Source organism: Micromonospora sp. CNZ280 (assembly GCF_011759515.1).
Genome location: NZ_JAAOYP010000004.1, coordinates 322,910 through 340,872, shown reverse-complemented (window position 1 = coordinate 340,872; position 17,963 = coordinate 322,910). Strand labels below are relative to the sequence as shown.

Sequence of the window (17,963 nt, the reverse complement as noted above, 5' to 3'; positions counted from 1 at the left end):
GGTGCGGCCCGGTCAGCCCAGCTTGGGTACGGCCCGGTCGATGATCGCGGCGAAGTCGACCCCGCTGGGCAGGGTGCCGAACGCCTGCCCGTGGTCGCCACCGAGCCGGGAGGCGCAGAAGGCGTCGGCGACGGCGGGGTGGCCGTACCGGACCAGCAGCGAGCCCTGGAGCACCAGCGCGAGCCGCTCGACGACGCGGCGGGCCCGTAGTTCCAGGTCACCGGCGTCGGACAGGTCGGCCCGCAGCCGGCGTACCGCCGCGTCGAGCCGGGCGTCGGCGCCGGCGGCGGCCCCCACCTCGGCCTGGAACGCGGCCATGACCTGGGGTTCTCGGCCGAGAGCGCGCAGCACGTCCAGCGCGGCGACGTTGCCCGAACCCTCCCAGATCGAGTTCAGCGGGGACTCGCGGAACAGCCGCGGCATGCCGGATTCCTCGACGTAGCCGTTGCCGCCCAGGCATTCGAGAGCCTCCGCGGCGTGCGCCGGCCAGCGCTTGCACACCCAGTACTTGCCGACGGCGAGGGCGAGCCGCTTGAACGCGGTCTCGGCGTCGTCGCCGCGCGCGGACCGGTCGGTCGCGCCGGCGAGCCGCATCATCAGCACGGTGGCGGCCTCGGACTCGACCGCGAGGTCGGCCAGCACGTTGCGCATCAGCGGCTGGTCGACCAGGTACCGGCTGAACGCCTGCCGGTGGGTGGCGTGGTGGGCGGCGGTGAGCACGCCCTGGCGCATCCCGGCCGCCGCGCCGATGACGCAGTCCAGCCGGGTCAGGTTGACCATGTCGATGATGGTCCGCACGCCCCGCCCCTCGTCGCCGACCCGCCAGGCGACGGCGTGCTCGTACTCGACCTCGGCCGAGGCGTTGGACCGGTTGCCGAGCTTGTCCTTCAGCCGCATCAGCCGCATCGGGTTGCGGCTGCCGTCCGGCAGCACCCGCGGGACCAGGAAGCAGGTGAGCCCGCCGGGCGCCTGGGCGAGGGTGAGGAAGACGTCGCACATCGGCGCAGAGGTGAACCACTTGTGCCCGAGCAGCCGGTAGCTGCCGTCCGGCTCGGGGCGGGCGGTGGTGGTGTTGGCGCGGACGTCCGAGCCGCCCTGCTTCTCCGTCATCGACATGCCGGCCAGCAGACCCCGCTTGCCCAGCGGCGCGCGCAGCCCGAAGTCGTACGTGGTGGCGGTGAGCAGCGGCTCGTACCGCGCGGCCAGCCCGGGTTCGTGGCGCAGCGCCGGTACCGCCGCGTAGGTCATCGAGATGGGGCAGCCGTGCCCGGCGTCGGGCCGCCAGGTGTAGAACTTGGCGGCCCGGGCCACGTGGGCGCCCGGCCGGTCGTCCGCCCACGGCGCGGCGTGCAGCCCGTGCGTGACAGCGGTACGCATCAGCTCGTGCCAGGCCGGGTGGAACTCCACCTCGTCGATCCGGTGGCCGTAGCGGTCGTGGGTGCGCAGCACCGGCGGGTGGTCGTTCGCCAACCGCCCGTGCTCGATCGCCGCCTCGGTGCCGCCGAGGCGGCCGAGCTCGTGCAGCTCGGCGGCGGCCCAACCGGCGCCCTCCCGCTCGAGCCCGTCGAGCAGGGCCGGATCGTCCGCCGCGTCGTAGCCGACCAGCGGGGGAACCTGGTTGATGACCTCGTGCGTCGTCACGGCGATACTCCCAGCGCGCGGTGGATGAACGTGATCAGGCCGGCGATGGTGCCCGGGCCGGCGACCCCGGCGGCCAGCGGGCCGACCATGGCCTCGGCCAGCGCGCCGACCAGCGCGGTGGCGGTCAGCTCCGGGTCCTGCGGGGGCAGTTCGCCGTCGGCGACGCCGGCCGCGACGTAACCCGCGATCAGGTCGGCGTACGCCCGGCGGAAGACCAGCCGCTCGGCGTCGACGGCCGGATCGACGGGCTCGGCGAGCAGCGCGTACGCCAACCGCGGGGACTTCAGCGCGCGGCCGGCGAACGTCTCGACGACGGCCGACACCTGCGCGGCGGCGGTGCGCTCCAGCGCCGCGGCGCGTGCGACGGCGTCCACCTCGCGCTGCGAGGCCGTGCGGAACACCTCAGCGAACAGGTCGGCCTTGGTGGGGAAGTGGCGGTAGACCGTGCCGGTGGCCACGCCCGCCCGCTCGGCGACGGCGGCGACCGAGCAGCCGGCGTATCCCGCCCCGGCCATGATCTCCAACGCGGCGGCGATGATCCGCTGCCGCGAGGCGCTCAGGCGGGCCTGCACCCGCTCGGTGCTCCGATAGACCACGCAAGGATTGAATCACCATTCACTCCTTGCCGGCAAGAGCCACGTCCACCGGGTCCCGGCCTCCGGTCGGCAGCTCGCTCAGTGCGGCCGGATCAGGCACATCCCGCCGGCGCCGGGCCGGTCCATGGTGGCCAGTGCGGCGGGCACCTCGGCCAGGCCGATGGTGCGGGTGACCAGCTCGGCCGGGCGCAGCACCCCGGAGGTCACCAGCCGCAGCAGCTCGGGGTAGGCGTGCGCGGGCATGCCGTGGCTGCCCAGCAGCTCCAACTCGTACGCGATGACCAGCTCCATCGGCAGCGCCGGCCGGCCCTGGGCGACGGGAAGCAGCCCGACCTGCACGTGCCGGCCGCGCCGGCGCAGGCTCTCGATGGAGGCGGTGCAGGTGGCGTGGCTGCCCAGCGCGTCCAGCGACAGGTGGGCGCCGCCGCCGGTCGCCTCCCGGACGGCGGCGGCCACCGCACCGGGACCGGACAGCGCACTGCCGTCCAGGCAGACCGCCGCCCCGCAGCCGGCGGCCAGGTCGAGCGCGCCCGGGGCGACGTCGACGGCCACCACCCGCGCACCGCACGCCGCCGCGATCATCACCGCGGAGAGCCCCACCCCGCCGCAGCCGTGCACCGCTACCCACTCGCCCGCGGCGACCCGCCCCTGGCCGACCACGGCCCGGAACGCGGTGGCGAACCGGCAGCCGAGCGCCGCCGCGGCCGGGTAGTCCAGGTCGTCCGGGAGCCGGACCAGGTTGACCTCGGCGTCGTGCACCGCCACGTACTCCGCGAACGAGCCCCAGTGGGTGAAGCCCGGCTGCGTCTGCCGTTCGCAGACCTGCTGGTCGCCCGCCAGGCAGGCCGGGCACCGGCCGCAGGCGCAGACGAACGGCGCGGTCACCCGGTCGCCGACCCGCCAGCCGCGTACGCCCGCACCGACCGCCGCGACGACCCCGGCGAACTCGTGGCCGGGGACGTGCGGCGGCCGGATGTCGGGGTCGTGGCCCTGCCAGCCGTGCCAGTCGCTGCGGCACAACCCGGTGGCCTCCACCCGGATCACCGCGCCCCCGGGCGGCGCCACCGGGTCGGCGACGTCGCGGACCTCGGGCCGGGCACCGAACTCGTCGAAGATCACCGCACGCATGGGCGGCATCCTCACATGCCGGGGCCCCGCAACCCCCGGGGCCCCCGGCCCGTCCCGACCCGGCCCCCTACCGTTCGCGGGCTCCCCGGCGCCACCACGGAATCGTCAGGACCAGGACGGCGAAGGCCAGGGCCGCGCCGAGGCCGAGCCCCGCCGGCCACGACAGCGACGACGACTCCCCGCTGCGCCGCTCGCCCTTGACCGGGACCACGGCCTGGTCGTACGTCTTCTCCTCCGGCCCGACCAACTCCCCGACGGACGCGCCGTCGGGGAGACCGAACCCCCAGTTGAGCAGGGCGGACGCCTCGCCCAGACTGCCCAGCGGGGCGGTCTCCGCGCCGAGCAGGGTCACCGCGAGCCGCCGGCCGTCGCGCTCGGCCACGCCGACGTACGTCTGCCGGGCCAGGTCGGTGAAGCCCGTCTTGCCACCGACCGTCCCGGGGTACTTCCCGAGCAGCGTGTTGTCGTGCATGATCGCGAAGCCGGGGTTTGTCGGCTGTGCCGGTATCTGCGCCACCGTGGTGGCGATGTACCGGCAGAAGTCCTTCCGGGCGAAGGTGGCCCGTGCGATCAGCGCCAGGTCGTACGCGCTGGTGTACTGCCCGGGCCCGTCCAGCCCGGAGGGTGTCGCGGCATGCGTCTGGAACGCGCGCAGCCGGCGCGCCTCGTCGTTCATCGCCTGCACGCCGCCCGCCCGGCCGGCCGCTCCGCCGCCCACCCGTGCCAGCGCGTTGGCCGCGTCGTTGCCCGACTTGAGCAGCAGCCCCAGCCACAGGCTCTCCACCGAGTACCGGCCGCCCGGGATCACCCCCATCAGGGAACTCTCCGGGTCGAGATCGCGCAGGTCGGCCCGGGTCACCTCGACCATCAGGGTCGGATCGAGGCGGGGCATCAGGGCCGCCGCCAGCAGCAGCTTCTGCACACTGGCCGGGGTGCGGTGCTCGTGCGGGGCGCAGCCACCCAGCACCGCGCCGGTGTCGAGGTCGGCGACCAGCCAGGAGGTGGCGGTCACCGCCGGCGCCTTCGGCGCACCCGCCGGAGCGGCCAGCCCCGCGGTGGCCAGCGCCTGCCCGCCGACCGCCCGGTGTGCGGGATCGACCGGCGGTGGCGACGGCACGGCGGGCGGCGGCACCGACGGCTTCACCGCCGGACACGGCACGTACGGCGCGGCGGCGGCCCGCGCCGGTGGTGCGACCGCGACCGTGGGCAGGACGAGGAAGGCGCCGAGCGCCGCTGCGGTGACCGAAGAGGTGCTCACGACAACGAACGTAATCGTCGGCACCGCGACCGAACTCCGTTTTCCGAAAGCCCGGCGGTGGCCCGGAAGTTGTGCCGTTCACGTAGGTCGTCCGGCATTTTCCCGGTGCCGGGCAGCGCCGTTGACGTGGCTTTTTCGGGGCCCGAATACGGTGCTTGTCATTACGTGCCGCCATTGCCGCCCTGGGCGGAACGGGACGCGGTGGCTCCATTCCGGGTCGAATTCAACCGGGTGGCGCTCGATTACACCAACGTCACCGGCTCGTACCTGTCGCTCGATGTTCCGCCTCCCGGTCCGTTCGGCTGCTTTCGCGGCGACCTCGCCGGAACCTGCCGGAAGCGGGCGGTGCGGCCCTGATCGGGCCGCACCTGCCGGTACGTGCCGGAGACGGCCGGGGACGAGCGGCTCCGGCGGACCTGGGCCGCCCCCGGCCCAGGTCAGGAGACCACGGTCGGGCCGCCACCGCTGCCGCGGTCGTCGAGCAGCAGCGGGGCGCGGCCGCGCACCGCGTACCGGATGTGGGTCACCTGCGGCGTGTGGATGACCCGGGTCGGCGTCAACTCGACCGCCTCCTTCTCGGCCAGGTCCAGATCCGCGTCGAACAGCCGCAGGCCGGTGCCGAGCACCACCGGAACGACGTGCAGTTCCAGTTCGTCGAGCAGGCCCGCCTTGAGCACCTGCCGCACCAGGCTGCCGCCGCCGGCCACGGCGACGTCCCGGCCGCCAGCGGCGGCGCGCGCCTGCTCGACCGCGCTGGCCACGCCGTCGGTGACGTAGGTGAAGCTGGTGCCGCCCTTGCGCTCCAGCCGCGGCCGAGGGCGGTGCGTGACGACGAAGACCGGCGCGCGGAACGGCGGTTCCTCACCCCAGGGCACCTCACCGCCGTCGGCCATCCGCCGGCCCATCACGTACGCGCCGGCCGCCTCGAACGACTCGGCGATCACGTCGGAGTTCGTGTCCCGCTCGCCGCCGGCGAAGCCCTGCCGTTCCCGCCAGGCCATCGCCTCGGTCGCCCAGCGGGTGACCCGGAAGAAGCCGGCGCTCTCGGCCGACGTCATCCAGTCGCCGTCGCCGGTGTGCCGCGGGCCGGCGTAGAACCCATCCAGCGACACCGACAGTTGGGCGGTCACCTTGGTCATCTCGGCACGGTCCTCTCGATCCTCGGCACCCGCTCCGGGCGCCTGCTCGGTGAGAGGTCGGAGCCGATCGCGGCACCCCTACCGCGGATTGACGTGACGGCGGTCACAGTTGCCGGCCGTGCTCCGTCCGGACCCGATCCCGTCGGGGCCGGTGGTCAGCCTGGTCGGTCCGCTGGCCGGTCAGTGCGGGGGACCGCGCCGGTGGTCTCCAGGATCAGCGCGGCGACCAGGTCCGGGTCGTCGCTCATCGGCACGTGCCCGCAACCGGGCAGGGTCACCACCCGGGCCGCCGGCAGCCCCGCCCGGGCGCGCTCGGCCTGGTGGACGCCGAAGATGCGGTCGCGGTCGCCCCAGCCGACGGTCACCGGCACCGCCGCGCCGGACAGCCGGGCACAGTCGAAGCGGTAGCCGCGGGCGGCCCGAGCCACGGTGCTGAAGCCGACCGCCCGGCGCAGCGCGAGCGCGTCGCCCAGCGCGCGCTCGAAGTCCAGCGACCGGGGCCGCGCCACCAGCGGCGCGAAGCACATCGCCCGCAGGTACGCCGAGCGCAGCGCGACCCGCATGACCGGGGTCGGCAGGTACGCGTTGGCCCGCAGCAGCCTGAGGATGGCCAGCGCCCGGCGCCGCTCGGCCGGGGTGAAGAAGCCGGCGGGGGAGAGGGCGGTGGCCGAGGCGACCGCCCCGGCGGCGGCCAGTTCCAGGCCGATCGCCCCGCCGAGGCTGTAGCCGGCCACGTGCGGACGCTCCAGTCCCCACCCGGTGAGCACCGGCAGGATCGCCGCGACGGTGGCGGCCATGTCGGCGGGCATGCCCGCTTCGGGCACCGGGGAGTCGCCGAAGCCGGGCAGGTCGAGCGCGATCACCTCGTGATGGGCGGCGAGCCGGTCGAAGACCGGGTCCCACGCCTGGTGGCGGTGCCCGATGCCGTGGATCAGCACGAGCGGCTCCCCACGGCCGGCCCGGCGGAAGTGGACCCTCACGGCCGCTCCTCCACCGAGGTCCGGCCGAAGGAGCGGCCGAGCCCGCGTACCTCGTCCTCCATCCGGTCGACCAGGGTGCGGCCGCCCAGCCGGGTGACCAGCGCGTCGGTGGGACCGCTCAGCACCAGCGGTCGCAGCGCCTGCACCACGGCGAGCGAGCGCGGCACGTAGACCTTGCGGCTGCGGCGCTCGATGCCGCGCAGCAGCGCGGCGGCGCACCGGTCGACGGGCACCACCGTGGACAGCGGCCGCGGCAGCCGGCGCAGCGTGGCGCGGAACGAGGCCAGGTCGTCGCGGATGTCGCGGACCAGGTCGGTGTCGATCCAGATCGGGTGGGCGGTGCCCACGGTGACGCCGTGCCGGCGGGTCTCCAGCCGCAGCACGTTGGCGAACTGTTCGACGCCCGCCTTTGAGGCGCAGTAGGCGGCCATCCCGGGCATCGCCGTGAACGCGGCGGCGGAGGAAACGATCAGGATGTGGCCACGGGCGGCGGTGACGTGCGGCAGTGCGGCGCTGACCGTGCGGATCGCGCCGCACAGGTTCACCTCGACCGTACGGACCAGCGCGTCGACCGGCCCCAGCGCGACCGTGCCGAGGTTGGCGATGCCGGCGTTGGCGACCACCACGTCGATCCCGCCGAACCGGTCCACCGTGGAGGCCACCGCGGCATCCACGGCCGCCTGGTCGGTGACGTCGCACTCGTACCAGTGCGCGTCGAGGTCGGCGGCGAGCCGCTCCAGCAGGTCGGGTTCCAGCCCGACGAGGGCGACCCGGGCACCCCGGGCGGCGGCCCGGCGGGCCAGTTGCGCGCCGATGCCACGCGCCGCCCCGGTCACGAGGATCGTCCGGCCCGCGAGGTCATCCCGCATCGGCGTGCTCCCCGTCCGCCGCGGCGGGCCAGGGCGGACCGCCCACTCCCGTGATCCGTACGCCGCCCCACGGGTCGACCTCGGCCAGCCGGGCCGGGCAGGTCCGGCCGGCGACGCGCAGCTCGACGTCGCGCCGGCCGGAGCGGAGCAGCCGGGCCACGTCCGGCTCCGGCTCGACCCGCCCGCCCCAGTGGTAGCGGCCGTCAACCGGCTCCCACCGCCCGCTCAGGTGCACCCGGACCGGGGTGCCGGCGAGACTGGCCGGGCCGTGGTAACTCATGCCGCCCCCTCGCCGGGCCCGGTGGCGGCCTGCGGCTCCGCCGCGCTGAGCTGACGATTCGCTCGCTGACGCCGGCTCACGGCACGATCCGCTCGTGCGCGCGGGTGAGCTCGCGCGGCAGGTCGGCGCTGCGCCGTACTCCCTCGATGCCGCTCCACAGCAGCGTGGTCAGGTAGTCGGTGAGGGCCGCCCGGCGGATCGGCTGCCCGTTCGTGGTCCACCAGTCGCCGACCGCCTGCACGAAGCCCACCAGGCCGTACGCCCACGGCTCCGCCGGGCCGGCGTCGAGGCCCAGCGCGCGCAGTCGGTCGCCGATCACCCGGGCCAGGCCGGCGGCCACCTGCCGGCTGGTGCCGGCCACCACCTGGTGGATGCCGGGATGGCTGGACTGGTGCATCAGGAAGCGGTAGAGCTTCGGCTCCGACTCGATCACCCCGAGGTACGCGTCGATGGTCGCCTGGACCAGGTCGCGTTCCTCGCGGACCTGCTCGACCGCCGGCGCCACGGTGTCGACCACCCGGGCGGCCACCACCTCGCTGACGGCCAGCCAGAGCTGTGACTTGTCGGCGAAGTAGCGGTAGAGGACCGGCTTGCTCACCCCCGCCGTGGCGGCCACCTGGTCCATGTCGACCTCCGGCCCGTGCCGCAGCAACGCCTGCACGGCCGCCCCGATCAGCTCCTGCCGCCGCTGTTCCCGATGGTCCGCCCAGCGGTCCCGGCGACCGTTGGCCCGCGCCGCGGGCGGCCCGCCGGACGACCCGGATCCATTGACATCCGTCACAGGCAATTGCATGCTACTACTCGTAACAGTTACCGGACGTCACGTCAATATGGAGGCGTCATGGAAACCACGTCCGACCGGCCCGAGCGCGCGGCGCTCGCCACCCGGCTGCTCACCTCCTCGCTGCGGACCAGCTACGACCCGGTCGTCGAGATCGACTGGGACGCCCCGGCGGTGCCCGGGGCGTACTGGCTGCCGCCGCGGCGCAGCAGCCTCTACGGCACCCCGCTGTGGCAGCGGCTCACCGAGGAGCAGCGCGTCGAGCTCACCAAGCACGAGGTGGCCAGCGCGGCCAGCGCCGGACTGTGGTTCGAGACGATCCTCATGCAGATGCTGATCCGGCACTACTACGACGCCGACCCGACCAGCCGGCACGCCCAGTACGCGCTCACCGAGGTCGCCGACGAGTGCCGGCACTCCATCATGTTCGGCCGGCTCATCGAGGCGATGGGCTGCCCGGTCTACCGGGCCGACCCGGTGGACCACCTGCTCGGCCGCTTCCTCAAGGCCACCGCCACCGGCCCGCGGATGTACGCCGCGATCCTCATCGCGGAGGAGATCCTCGACGCGTTCCAGCGCGAGATCATGGCGGACGAGTCGCTCCAGCCGCTGATCCGGATGGTGTCCCGGATCCACGTCGTCGAGGAGGCGCGGCACGTCCGGTTCGCCCGCGCGGAACTGGCCCGCCAGGTCGAGGCGGCCGGGCCGCTGGGCCTGTCGTACGCCCGGCTGCTGATCGGCCGGGCCGCGTACTCGATCGCCAACCGGCTGGTCCATCCGCAGGCGTACGCGGCGGTGGGCATCCCGCCGGCGGTCGGCCGCGCCGCCGCCCGCGCGAACCCGCACTGGCGGGCCACCCTGCGCTGGTCCGCCGCCAAGGTGTACGAGCACCTGGCCGGCCTCGGCCTGGTGGCCGGACCGGGCCGTCTGCTGTGGACCCGTGCCGGGCTGATCTGACTGCGCGGCTGGCCGGCGGCGGCGACGACGGCTGCCCGAGTCAGGCAGGCGTCAGGCGCCGCTGATCCTCGGTTGCTGATGGTCGGTCAGCCGCAGGCCGACCCCGCGCACGGTGTCGATGGTGACCCCGGTGCCCAGCTCGGTGAGCTTGCGCCGCAGCCGCTTCACCACGGACTGCACGTCCGCCTTGCGCCGCAACCCCTCGTCCCGCCAGACCGCCCGGTGCAGCTCGGCGTAGCTCCACACTCGCACCGGCTCGGTGGTGAGGCAGCCCAGCAGGTCGTGTTCGAGCCGGGTCAGGGAGACCTCCCGGTCCCGGCAGCGGGCGGTGGACCGGGCCGAGTCGATGCGCAGCGCGTTGTCGGCCGCCGGAACGCCGACCGGCGCGGGTGCGGGCGACCCGCGGCCGAGCTGCTGCGGGACCGAGATCAGCCGGCGCAACTCGTCGAGGTCGGCGACGAGCAGCAGGGGCGCGATGCCGTCGAGACGCTCGGCGAGCCGGATCCGTTCGGCCGCTGACGGGGTCACCGCGATCAGTAGCGGGAACAGTTCCTCGGCCGGTCCGGACCCACCACCCGGCACCGTGCTCTCGTCGTCCTCGGCCACCGCACCCGCCCGGAAACGCTGGGCAGCGCCTGCCCAGTTCCATCGTCGTCTGACAATAAAGGGCAACCTTGCCGCGAGTCAGCAAACGGTTAGTGACAAGTTGCTTACGGCAAGTTCTTGATCGTCCTTTCCGCTAGATCATAGTGTCCACTCGGGCAGCCGGCGTGACCCGCGCGATGCCTGGGGGGCCTGGAGGGGGTCAGCCGTTCCGCCTACATCCACAAGGGACGTCATCCCCCGAACCCCTTCACCATGGCTCACTCGAACCTGGGTCGTTCTGAAGGAGGCAGCACCGATGTTCAGACGTCCACACAGGAGGCGCACAGCCAGATCGCTGGTGAGCGCCACAGCGGCGATGGTCCTCGTCGCGGCAGGCCTGGCCACCGGGACCGGCGCACAGGCCGCGCAGGCCGGCACGGCGGCAGGTGCGGTCGCCGCGTCGGACAAGATCCGGCCTGACCTCGCGAAGCAGCTCGAAGGCAAGACCGAGGGCGACTTCTGGATCCGCTTCAAGGATCGGGCCGACCTCAGCCGGGCCAGGGGCATCAAGGACTGGGCCGAGCGGGGCACCGCGGTGGCGGAGGCGCTGAAGAAGACCGCCGCCGAGAGCCAGGGCAAGATCCGGGCCGAGCTGGACACCGCCGGCGCGAAGTACCAGACCTTCTGGGCGACCAACGCCATCCGGGTCAGCGGCGGCTCGCTGGCGATGGCGCAGAACCTCGCCGCGCACGCCGAGGTCGAGGGCCTGTACGCGCCGGTCGCCTACGAGGTTCCGGAGACCACCAAGGGCACCGACGAGAAGACCGTGAACGCCCTCGAGTGGGGCATCGCGAACATCAACGCCGACGACGTCTGGTCCCAGTACGGCGTCAAGGGCGAGGGCATCACCATCGCCAACATCGACACCGGCGTGCAGTTCGACCACCCCGCGCTGGTGAACTCCTACCGCGGCAACAACGGCGACGGCACGTTCGACCACAACTACAACTGGTTCAACGCCGCCGGCACCTGCGCCACGCCGTGCGACGGTGACGGCCACGGCACGCACACGATGGGCACGATGGTCGGCTCCGACGGAGCGAACCAGATCGGCGTCGCCCCCGAGGTCAGGTGGATCGCCGCGAACGGCTGCTGCCCCAGCGACGCCGCGCTGGTCACCTCCGGCCAGTGGATGCTCGAGCCGACCGACGTCAACGGCCAGAACCCGGACGCCAGCAAGCGGCCGAACATCATCAACAACTCGTGGGGGACCCGGCTGCCCTCGAACGACCCGTTCATGGAGGACGTGACGCTGGCCTGGAAGGAGTCGGGCATCTTCGGTGTCTTCTCCAACGGCAACAGCGGGCCGGGGTGCCAGACCAGCGGCTCGCCGGGCAGCCTGGCCAGCAACTACTCCTCCGGCGCGTACGACGTCAACAACAACATCGCCAGCTTCTCGGCCCGGGGTGCGGGGCAGAACGGCGAGACCAAGCCGAACATCTCGGCCCCCGGGGTGAACGTCCGGTCGAGCATTCCGGGCAACGGGTACGGCGCCATCAGCGGCACCTCGATGGCGGCGCCGCACCTCGCCGGCACGATCGCGCTGCTGTGGTCGGCGGCACCCGCGCTGGTGGGTGAGGTCGACGCGACCCGCGCGCTGCTGGACAACACCGCGATCGACAGCGCCGACGCCCAGTGCGGTGGCACCACCGACGACAACAACGTCTTCGGTGAGGGCCGGCTGGACGCGCTGGCGCTGCTCAACGCCGCCCCGATCGGCGACACCGGCACGCTGACCGGCACCGTCACCGACGCGGCCACGGGCGCCCCGATCGCGGACGCCACGGTGACCGTGACCGGTCCGGCCGAGCGCCAGCTGACCACCGGGGCGGACGGGACGTACTCGTCCCTGCTGCCGGTGGGTGACTACCAGGTCGCCGTGGCGGCGTTCGGCTACCAGAGCCGGACGGTGCCGGCGACGGTGACCCAGAACGCCACCACGACGGTCAACGTCGCGCTGTCGGCGGTGCCGAGCGTCACCGTCAGCGGGTCGGTCACCGACGGCTCCGGTCACGGCTGGCCGCTCTACGCAAAGGTGACCGTGCAGGGCCCGTCGGGCGTGTCCGACTACACCACGCCCACCAACGGCCGCTACAGCTTCACGCTGCCAGCCGGGGCGACCTACACCCTGAAGGTCGAGTCGCAGTACCCGGGCTACCAGACGGTGACCAAGGAGGTCGTCGTCGGCTCGGGCAACGTCACCGCCGACATCGCCGTGCCGGTGCAGACCAACGCCTGCACCACGGCGCCCGGCTACACGTTCGGCTCCGACGGCGTCTACGAGACGTTCGACGGCACCGGCGTGCCGGCCGGCTGGTCGGTGGTCGACCACGCGGGTACCGGCCAGGTCTGGAAGTTCACCGACGACGGCAACCGGGGCAACCTGACCGGCGGCACCGGCAACTTCGCCATCATCGACAGCGACGAGTACGGCTCCGGCGGGCGGCAGGACAGCTCGCTGGTCACCCCGGTCGTCGACCTGACCGACGTGGCGGCTCCGGTGATCCGGTTCAACCAGGACTTCAACCATCTGGGTCCGGACCGCGCCGACGTCGACCTGAGCCTCGACGGCGGCGCCACCTGGACGAACGTGCTCCGGCAGGCGGCCGACGTCCGGGGGCCGCGGGTGACCGAGATCCCGATCCCGCAGGCCGCCGGGCAGGCGCAGGTCCAGGTCCGCTTCCACTACTACGACGCCTCGTTCGAGTGGTGGTGGGAGGTCGACAACGTCCTCATCGGCAGCGAGGTCGTCTGCCGGCCGACCAACGGCGGGCTGGTGCTCGGGCACGTCCGTGACCGCAACGACGACGGCTACGTCAACGGGGCCACGGTCACCAGCAACGACCGGCCGGCGGAGAAGGCCACCACCGTGGCCACCCCGGACGACACCGAGCTGGCGGACGGCTTCTACTGGCTGTTCTCCTCGCTGACCGGCACGCACAAGTTCACCGCCGCGGCCGGCAACTACGTCAGCCAGAGCAAGAACGTCGACGTGCAGGCCGACTGGGCGACCGCGACCAACTTCCGGCTCGCGGCCGGCCGGCTCGCGGTCAAGCCGGCCCAGGTGAGCGCCACGCTCCAGATGCCCAGCGGCAAGGTCAACAAGACGTTCACGGTGACCAACACCGGCGGGGCGCCGGTCGAGGTCGAGTTCAGTGAGCGCGACGGCGGTTTCGAGCTCCTCCGGGCCGACGGGTCCCGGTTGACCGAACAGCAGGTGATCGGGTCCAACGGCGCACCCGAGCAGCGGCTGAACGTCCCGACGTCGTTCGCCGCGCGGGCCTCGGGCATGTCGAGCAACGCGACCTCCGCCGCTGTCGGCCCGCAGGCCGAGCCTTGGACGGACATCGCCGACTACCCGGCGAACGTGATGGACAACCGGATGGTGAACCTCGACGGCAAGGTGTACTCGATCGCCGGCGGCAACGGTTCGGCGTCCACGACGAAGAACTTCGTCTACGACCCGATCGCGCAGAGCTGGGCGCCGATCGCCGATCTGCCCGAGGCACGCAACGCCATGACGGTGGGCGTGGTCGGCGGGAAGATCATCGCGACCGGCGGCTGGGCGGCGGCCGGCCCCTCCGGCACCACCTGGTCGTACGACCCGGGCGCGAACACCTGGACGAAGGTGGCCGACAACCCGGCGGCCCGCTCCGCCGCCGGCCAGGCGGTCGTCGACGGCAAGCTCTACGCCATCGGCGGCTGCACCACCTCGGCCTGCACGCCGATGTCGAACAGCGTGGTCCGGTACGACCCGGCCGGCGACAGCTGGGAGACGCTGCCGAACTACCCGAAGTCGGTGGCCTTCGCCTCCTGCGGCGGGATCGACGGCGTCGTCTACTGCACCGGCGGCAACGACGGCTCCGCCTCGCAGAAGGCCAGCTACGCCTTCGACCCGGGGGCCAACGCCTGGACCGCGATCCCCGACGCGCCGGCCGACAACTGGGCCAGCTCGTTCGCGGTGGCGAACGGCAGGCTCCTGGTGGTCGGCGGTTCGCAGGGCGGCGCCATCACCAACGCCGGCTTCGCGTACGACCCGGCCACCAACTCGTGGTCGAACCTGCCGAACGCCAACACGGCGCGCTACCGCGGTGGCGCGGCGTGCGGCTTCTACAAGATCGGCGGCTCGTCCGGCAGCTTCACCGCGACGCCGGACAGCGAGGTGCTGCCCGGGTTCGAGGAGTGCGCCGAGGCGGCCGCCGACGTCAGCTGGATGACGATCGACAAGACGTCGGCCACGCTGGCGCCGGGCGAGCAGGTCACGGTCACCGTCGGGATGGCGGCGAACGTCGACCAGCCGGGTGCCTACACCGCCTCGGTCGCGATCAAGGAGAACACCCCGTACACGGTCTCGCCGGTGGCGGTGACGATGAACGTGAATCCGCCGAAGACCTGGGGCAAGCTGATGGGCACGGTCACCGGGACGAGCTGCCAGGGTGTCAGCTCGCCGATCGCCGGTGCGGTCGTCCAGATCGACTCGTGGGCGATGTCCTGGACCTTCGCCACCGACGCCGAGGGCAAGTACGCCTACTGGATGGACCGCCGGAACAACCCGTTGACGATGATCGTCGCCAAGGACGACTGGAAGCCCCAGACCCGTCGGACGAGGATCAACACCAGCACGCCCACGGTGGAGGACTTCGCACTGTTACCCATCCGCTGCTGACCTGACCGTCAGCTGACCGATCCGGCCCGCCTGGTCGTCCACCAGGCGGGCCGGTTCACGTCCGGCGGGTGAGCCGCGGGGTGGAGTGGGCCGGTGGTCAGACCGGAGCGAGGCGGAAGCCGACTCCGCGTACCGCGTGGATGGTCGCCGCGGCGTTGAGCCGGTCGAGCTTGCGCCGTACCCGCCGCACCACCGAGTGCATGTCGGACCCGCGGCCGAGGTGCTCGTTGCCCCAGACCTCGCGGTGCAGCAGCTCGTAGGTCCAGACCCGCCCGGGCGTGCCGACCAGGCAGCGCAGCAGGTCGTGCTCCAGCCGGGTCAGTTCGATCTCGCGGTCCAGCCAGCGCAGCACCCGGCGATCCGAGTCGACGGTCAGGCCGGTAGGCGGTGCCGCGGCGCCCGGTGGGGTCTCGGTGACCACCGGCTGGTCCGGCGGAGCCGCCGGCAGCTCGCGCGGCGGCTCGACCACGTCGAGGAACCGCCGTGCCTGATCCACACTCGAGACGATCAGGAACGCCTCGCTGCCGCCGAGCAGTTGCGCCAGCCGTCTGCGCTCCGCCGGCGAGGAAGCGATGCCGATCGCCAGGGACGCGACCCGGATCCCCCTCATCCCCCACCTTCCCCGTTCCCCCACGATTTCCGGGCGGTCGTTCCGCGACGGCCGTCAATCAATCGAGACCCTAGTTCTGCTTTATATCGGTACGGTCAAAGATAGTTGCGCGTAGGCATCTGTAAATGGCTGCGACATTGTTCCGCGCCTCGGGCGTAAACGTTTTCAGCATGGCTTGACCGAATTCACCGGGATGTCCGCCAGGGGGTCGGGGTAGGTGTGGTGGGGGCTGGGTTGGCGGCTCGCCGGGCAGGTGACCGTGCGGTGGCGAGGCGCTCGGCTGGTCGCCGGGCCGCTGCCGCGCACCTGGCAGAGGCTTCACCGGCCAGTGACGGATCCCCGCCGGCGGTTTGTCGCCGATGGTCGAGTGAGACGGTGGAAATGGTAGTGCAATGTGATCTGGCGGACAATATCCGGGCGGTCCGACCCGGAGTTGCCGGGCCGGTCCCACGATATCCGTACCGATCTCCGGGCCGGGAAAGAAATCCGACACGACATTGACGCATCTGCAGATGTCGTCCGTGGCTGCGTGGGGTTGTTCGTCGGGCCACCGGGTCCTCCGGCGCGGCGACCGGCGAGCCGTCAGGTCCGGGCGGGCGACCACCCGTCCGCCACGAGGCGGGCGGCGTCCCCGCCCTCGCCCTGGAACAGCAGGCCGGCCCGGTCCGCCGCGACGATCCGGTCGACGTAGACCCCGCGCCCCCGGGCGGAGACGTCAGTGCTGCTGCTCCATCGCAGGTGGGTCGCCTGGTCGGGCAGGTCGACGGAGACCTGCCACCAGACCCGGCCGCCGTACCCGGTGACCGTGCCGTCGCTGGCCCAGCGCCGGTCCCCGTGCCGCAGCCGCATCGGGGCCGCGGTCCAGGTCCGCCCGCCGTCGGTGGAGACCTCGAACCGGGCGCTGTCGTAGCGCGGCTCGGTGTCGTACCAGAGCAGGAAGCTCGCCGTGCCGCCGCCGCGCGCCGCCCGGCGCAGCGGGGCGGTGAGGGTGACCGTCGTGGAGTCGTGTGGGTCGGCCCGCCAGGCCTCCCGCGACCGGGGCCGTACCGGCATCGCCTCGGCGAGGTCCGTCGCGACGGCACGTCGGGCCACGTTGTTGCTGCCCCAGCCACGGTCGGGATGCACCCGGTTGCTCAGCAGGACGACGAACGAGTGGGAGAGCGGGTCGACCACCAGCGAGGTGCCGGTGAACCCGGTGTGCCCGAACCCCACCGGGGAGGACAGACCCGTCATGTACCAGTGCTTGTTGAGCTCGAAGCCGAGCCCTCGGTCGCTCTCCGGGTAGGCCTGCTCCAGCGGCGCGTTGTAGTTGACCAGCATCGCCCGCACCGTGTCGGCGCGCAGGATCCGCCGGCCGCGGTACTCGCCGCCGTTGAGCAGGGTCTGGCAGAGCACGGCCAGGTCGGCCGCGGTCGAGAAGACCCCCGCGTGCCCGGCCACGCCGCCGAGCGACCAGGCGTTCTCGTCGTGCACCTCGCCCCACACCATGCCGCGCCCGGCGTACGGCTGGTACTCGGTCGCGGCGATCCGCGACCGTAGCTCCGGCGCCGGGTTGTAGCCGGTGTCGGTCATGCCCAGCGGCGCGGTGACGCCGTCGCGGACCAGGTCGGCCAACGACCGGCCGGTCACCCGCTCCACCAGCACGCCGAGCGCGATCAGCCCGAGGTCGGAGTACACGTACCGGGTGCCCGGCGTCGCCCCGGCCGCCAGTGGCGTGGCGAGCGCGGCGGCGAGCCGTTCGGCCGGCGTCGGGTACCGGCTCCACAGTGCCGTGAACGCCGGCAGGCCGGAGGTGTGGGTGAGCAGCATGCGTACCGTCACGGCCTCCTTGCCGCCGGCGGCGAACTCCGGGACGTACCGGGCGACCGGCGCGTCCAGCTCGACCCGACCCCACTCGACCTGCTGCAGCACCACGATCGTGGTGAACAGCTTCGACACCGACGCCAGGTCGAAGATCGTGTCTGGCCGCATCGGGAGCTGCTCGTCGGCGGGCAGTTCCACCCCGACCAGCCCGGGCGGCGGCCCGACGGCCGAGTAGCGCACGGCCGACCCCACCGCGGCGTGCTGCACGACCACGCCGTCCTTGGCGGCCAGCACCACGGCGCCGGCGTAGGTGGGATGGCCCGGGTGGTCCGGATGCGGTTCGAGGTACCCGGCGAGGTCGGCCGGCATGCGGTCCACGTGCTCGGGGAGCAGCCCCACCTCGCGGGCCCCACCGTAGCGCAGCGTGTCGTGGCGGAACTGGATGTCGGCGGGTGTGACGGCCGGGGGTGCGGAATCGGCCGGGGGCCGCCCGGCGGCAGCCGCCCCGGTCGCCGGCAGGGTCGTGCCCAGCACGGCCACGGCCAGGCCGAGGGCGAGGCCCGGGCGGGTGCTCATCGTGGCGCGGACAGTCCTCGCCGGCATGGTCCCT

At 73.2% G+C, this 17,963-nt stretch carries 15 protein-coding genes; 3 read left to right on the top strand and 12 right to left on the bottom strand.

Going from position 1 to position 17,963, the window contains the following annotated elements; genetic code table 11:
* Positions 1-12: 12 nt before the first annotated feature.
* The 4 genes from FHX32_RS28725 to FHX32_RS28710 form a co-directional block, all read right to left on the bottom strand.
* A complete protein-coding gene (locus FHX32_RS28725; RefSeq protein ID WP_167190123.1) occupies positions 13-1,641 on the bottom strand; it encodes an acyl-CoA dehydrogenase family protein in 1,629 nt (542 codons plus the stop codon).
* Entirely contained in the window at positions 1,638-2,237 is a 600-nt protein-coding gene (locus tag FHX32_RS28720) for a TetR/AcrR family transcriptional regulator (protein WP_167190120.1), read from the bottom strand. The genes FHX32_RS28725 and FHX32_RS28720 overlap by 4 nt, the downstream gene beginning before the upstream one ends.
* A gap of 78 nt (positions 2,238-2,315) precedes the next feature.
* Positions 2,316-3,365, bottom strand: coding sequence for a zinc-dependent alcohol dehydrogenase family protein (locus FHX32_RS28715; RefSeq protein ID WP_167190117.1), 1,050 nt, complete (start codon positions 3,363-3,365; stop codon positions 2,316-2,318).
* 67 nt (positions 3,366-3,432) lie between these two features.
* Complete coding sequence (locus FHX32_RS28710; RefSeq protein WP_486481385.1) at positions 3,433-4,623, bottom strand: D-alanyl-D-alanine carboxypeptidase family protein; 1,191 nt, start codon at positions 4,621-4,623, stop codon at positions 3,433-3,435.
* A 105-nt stretch (positions 4,624-4,728) separates the two neighbouring features.
* On the opposite strand from FHX32_RS28710, the gene FHX32_RS28705 reads away from it, so the two are divergent.
* Positions 4,729-4,980 carry a hypothetical protein gene (locus FHX32_RS28705; protein WP_167190114.1) on the top strand — a complete coding sequence of 84 codons (252 nt, stop codon included), beginning with the start codon at positions 4,729-4,731 and terminating at the stop codon, positions 4,978-4,980.
* Between the two features lie 80 nt (positions 4,981-5,060).
* Here the strand turns inward: FHX32_RS28705 and FHX32_RS28700 are convergent, their stop codons facing one another.
* The 5 genes from FHX32_RS28700 to FHX32_RS28680 all read right to left on the bottom strand — a co-directional run bounded on the left by FHX32_RS28700 (position 5,061) and on the right by FHX32_RS28680 (position 8,684).
* On the bottom strand, positions 5,061-5,762 hold the full coding sequence (locus FHX32_RS28700) for a dihydrofolate reductase family protein (protein ID WP_167190111.1): 702 nt from the start codon (positions 5,760-5,762) through the stop codon (positions 5,061-5,063).
* 155 nt (positions 5,763-5,917) lie between these two features.
* Positions 5,918-6,742: an alpha/beta fold hydrolase gene (locus tag FHX32_RS28695; RefSeq protein ID WP_167190108.1), complete on the bottom strand. Its 825-nt coding sequence runs from the start codon at positions 6,740-6,742 to the stop codon at positions 5,918-5,920.
* Complete coding sequence (locus tag FHX32_RS28690) at positions 6,739-7,611, bottom strand: SDR family oxidoreductase (RefSeq protein WP_167190103.1); 873 nt, start codon at positions 7,609-7,611, stop codon at positions 6,739-6,741. Before FHX32_RS28690 ends, FHX32_RS28695 begins: the two co-directional genes overlap by 4 nt.
* Complete coding sequence (locus tag FHX32_RS28685) at positions 7,601-7,891, bottom strand: DUF4873 domain-containing protein (protein ID WP_167190100.1); 291 nt, start codon at positions 7,889-7,891, stop codon at positions 7,601-7,603. Before FHX32_RS28685 ends, FHX32_RS28690 begins: the two co-directional genes overlap by 11 nt.
* Before the next feature lie 76 nt (positions 7,892-7,967).
* Positions 7,968-8,684 carry a TetR/AcrR family transcriptional regulator gene (locus FHX32_RS28680; protein WP_167190097.1) on the bottom strand — a complete coding sequence of 239 codons (717 nt, stop codon included), beginning with the start codon at positions 8,682-8,684 and terminating at the stop codon, positions 7,968-7,970.
* A gap of 48 nt (positions 8,685-8,732) precedes the next feature.
* Between FHX32_RS28680 and FHX32_RS28675 the strand changes: the two genes are divergently transcribed.
* Positions 8,733-9,629, top strand: coding sequence for an AurF N-oxygenase family protein (locus FHX32_RS28675; protein WP_167190094.1), 897 nt, complete (start codon positions 8,733-8,735; stop codon positions 9,627-9,629).
* Positions 9,630-9,680: 51 nt separating this feature from the next.
* Here the strand turns inward: FHX32_RS28675 and FHX32_RS28670 are convergent, their stop codons facing one another.
* On the bottom strand, positions 9,681-10,235 hold the full coding sequence (locus tag FHX32_RS28670; protein WP_486481384.1) for a winged helix-turn-helix domain-containing protein: 555 nt from the start codon (positions 10,233-10,235) through the stop codon (positions 9,681-9,683).
* A 337-nt stretch (positions 10,236-10,572) separates the two neighbouring features.
* Here FHX32_RS28670 and FHX32_RS28665 point away from each other — a divergent pair, with 337 nt between their 5' ends.
* Positions 10,573-14,940, top strand: coding sequence for a S8 family serine peptidase (locus tag FHX32_RS28665; protein ID WP_486481383.1), 4,368 nt, complete (start codon positions 10,573-10,575; stop codon positions 14,938-14,940).
* Positions 14,941-15,037: 97 nt separating this feature from the next.
* Here the strand turns inward: FHX32_RS28665 and FHX32_RS28660 are convergent, their stop codons facing one another.
* Together FHX32_RS28660 and FHX32_RS28655 are read right to left on the bottom strand one after the other, a co-directional pair.
* Positions 15,038-15,550: a winged helix-turn-helix domain-containing protein gene (locus FHX32_RS28660; RefSeq protein ID WP_167190088.1), complete on the bottom strand. Its 513-nt coding sequence runs from the start codon at positions 15,548-15,550 to the stop codon at positions 15,038-15,040.
* A gap of 582 nt (positions 15,551-16,132) precedes the next feature.
* Entirely contained in the window at positions 16,133-17,956 is a 1,824-nt protein-coding gene (locus FHX32_RS28655) for a serine hydrolase (RefSeq protein ID WP_167190084.1), read from the bottom strand.
* Positions 17,957-17,963 lie beyond the last annotated feature (7 nt).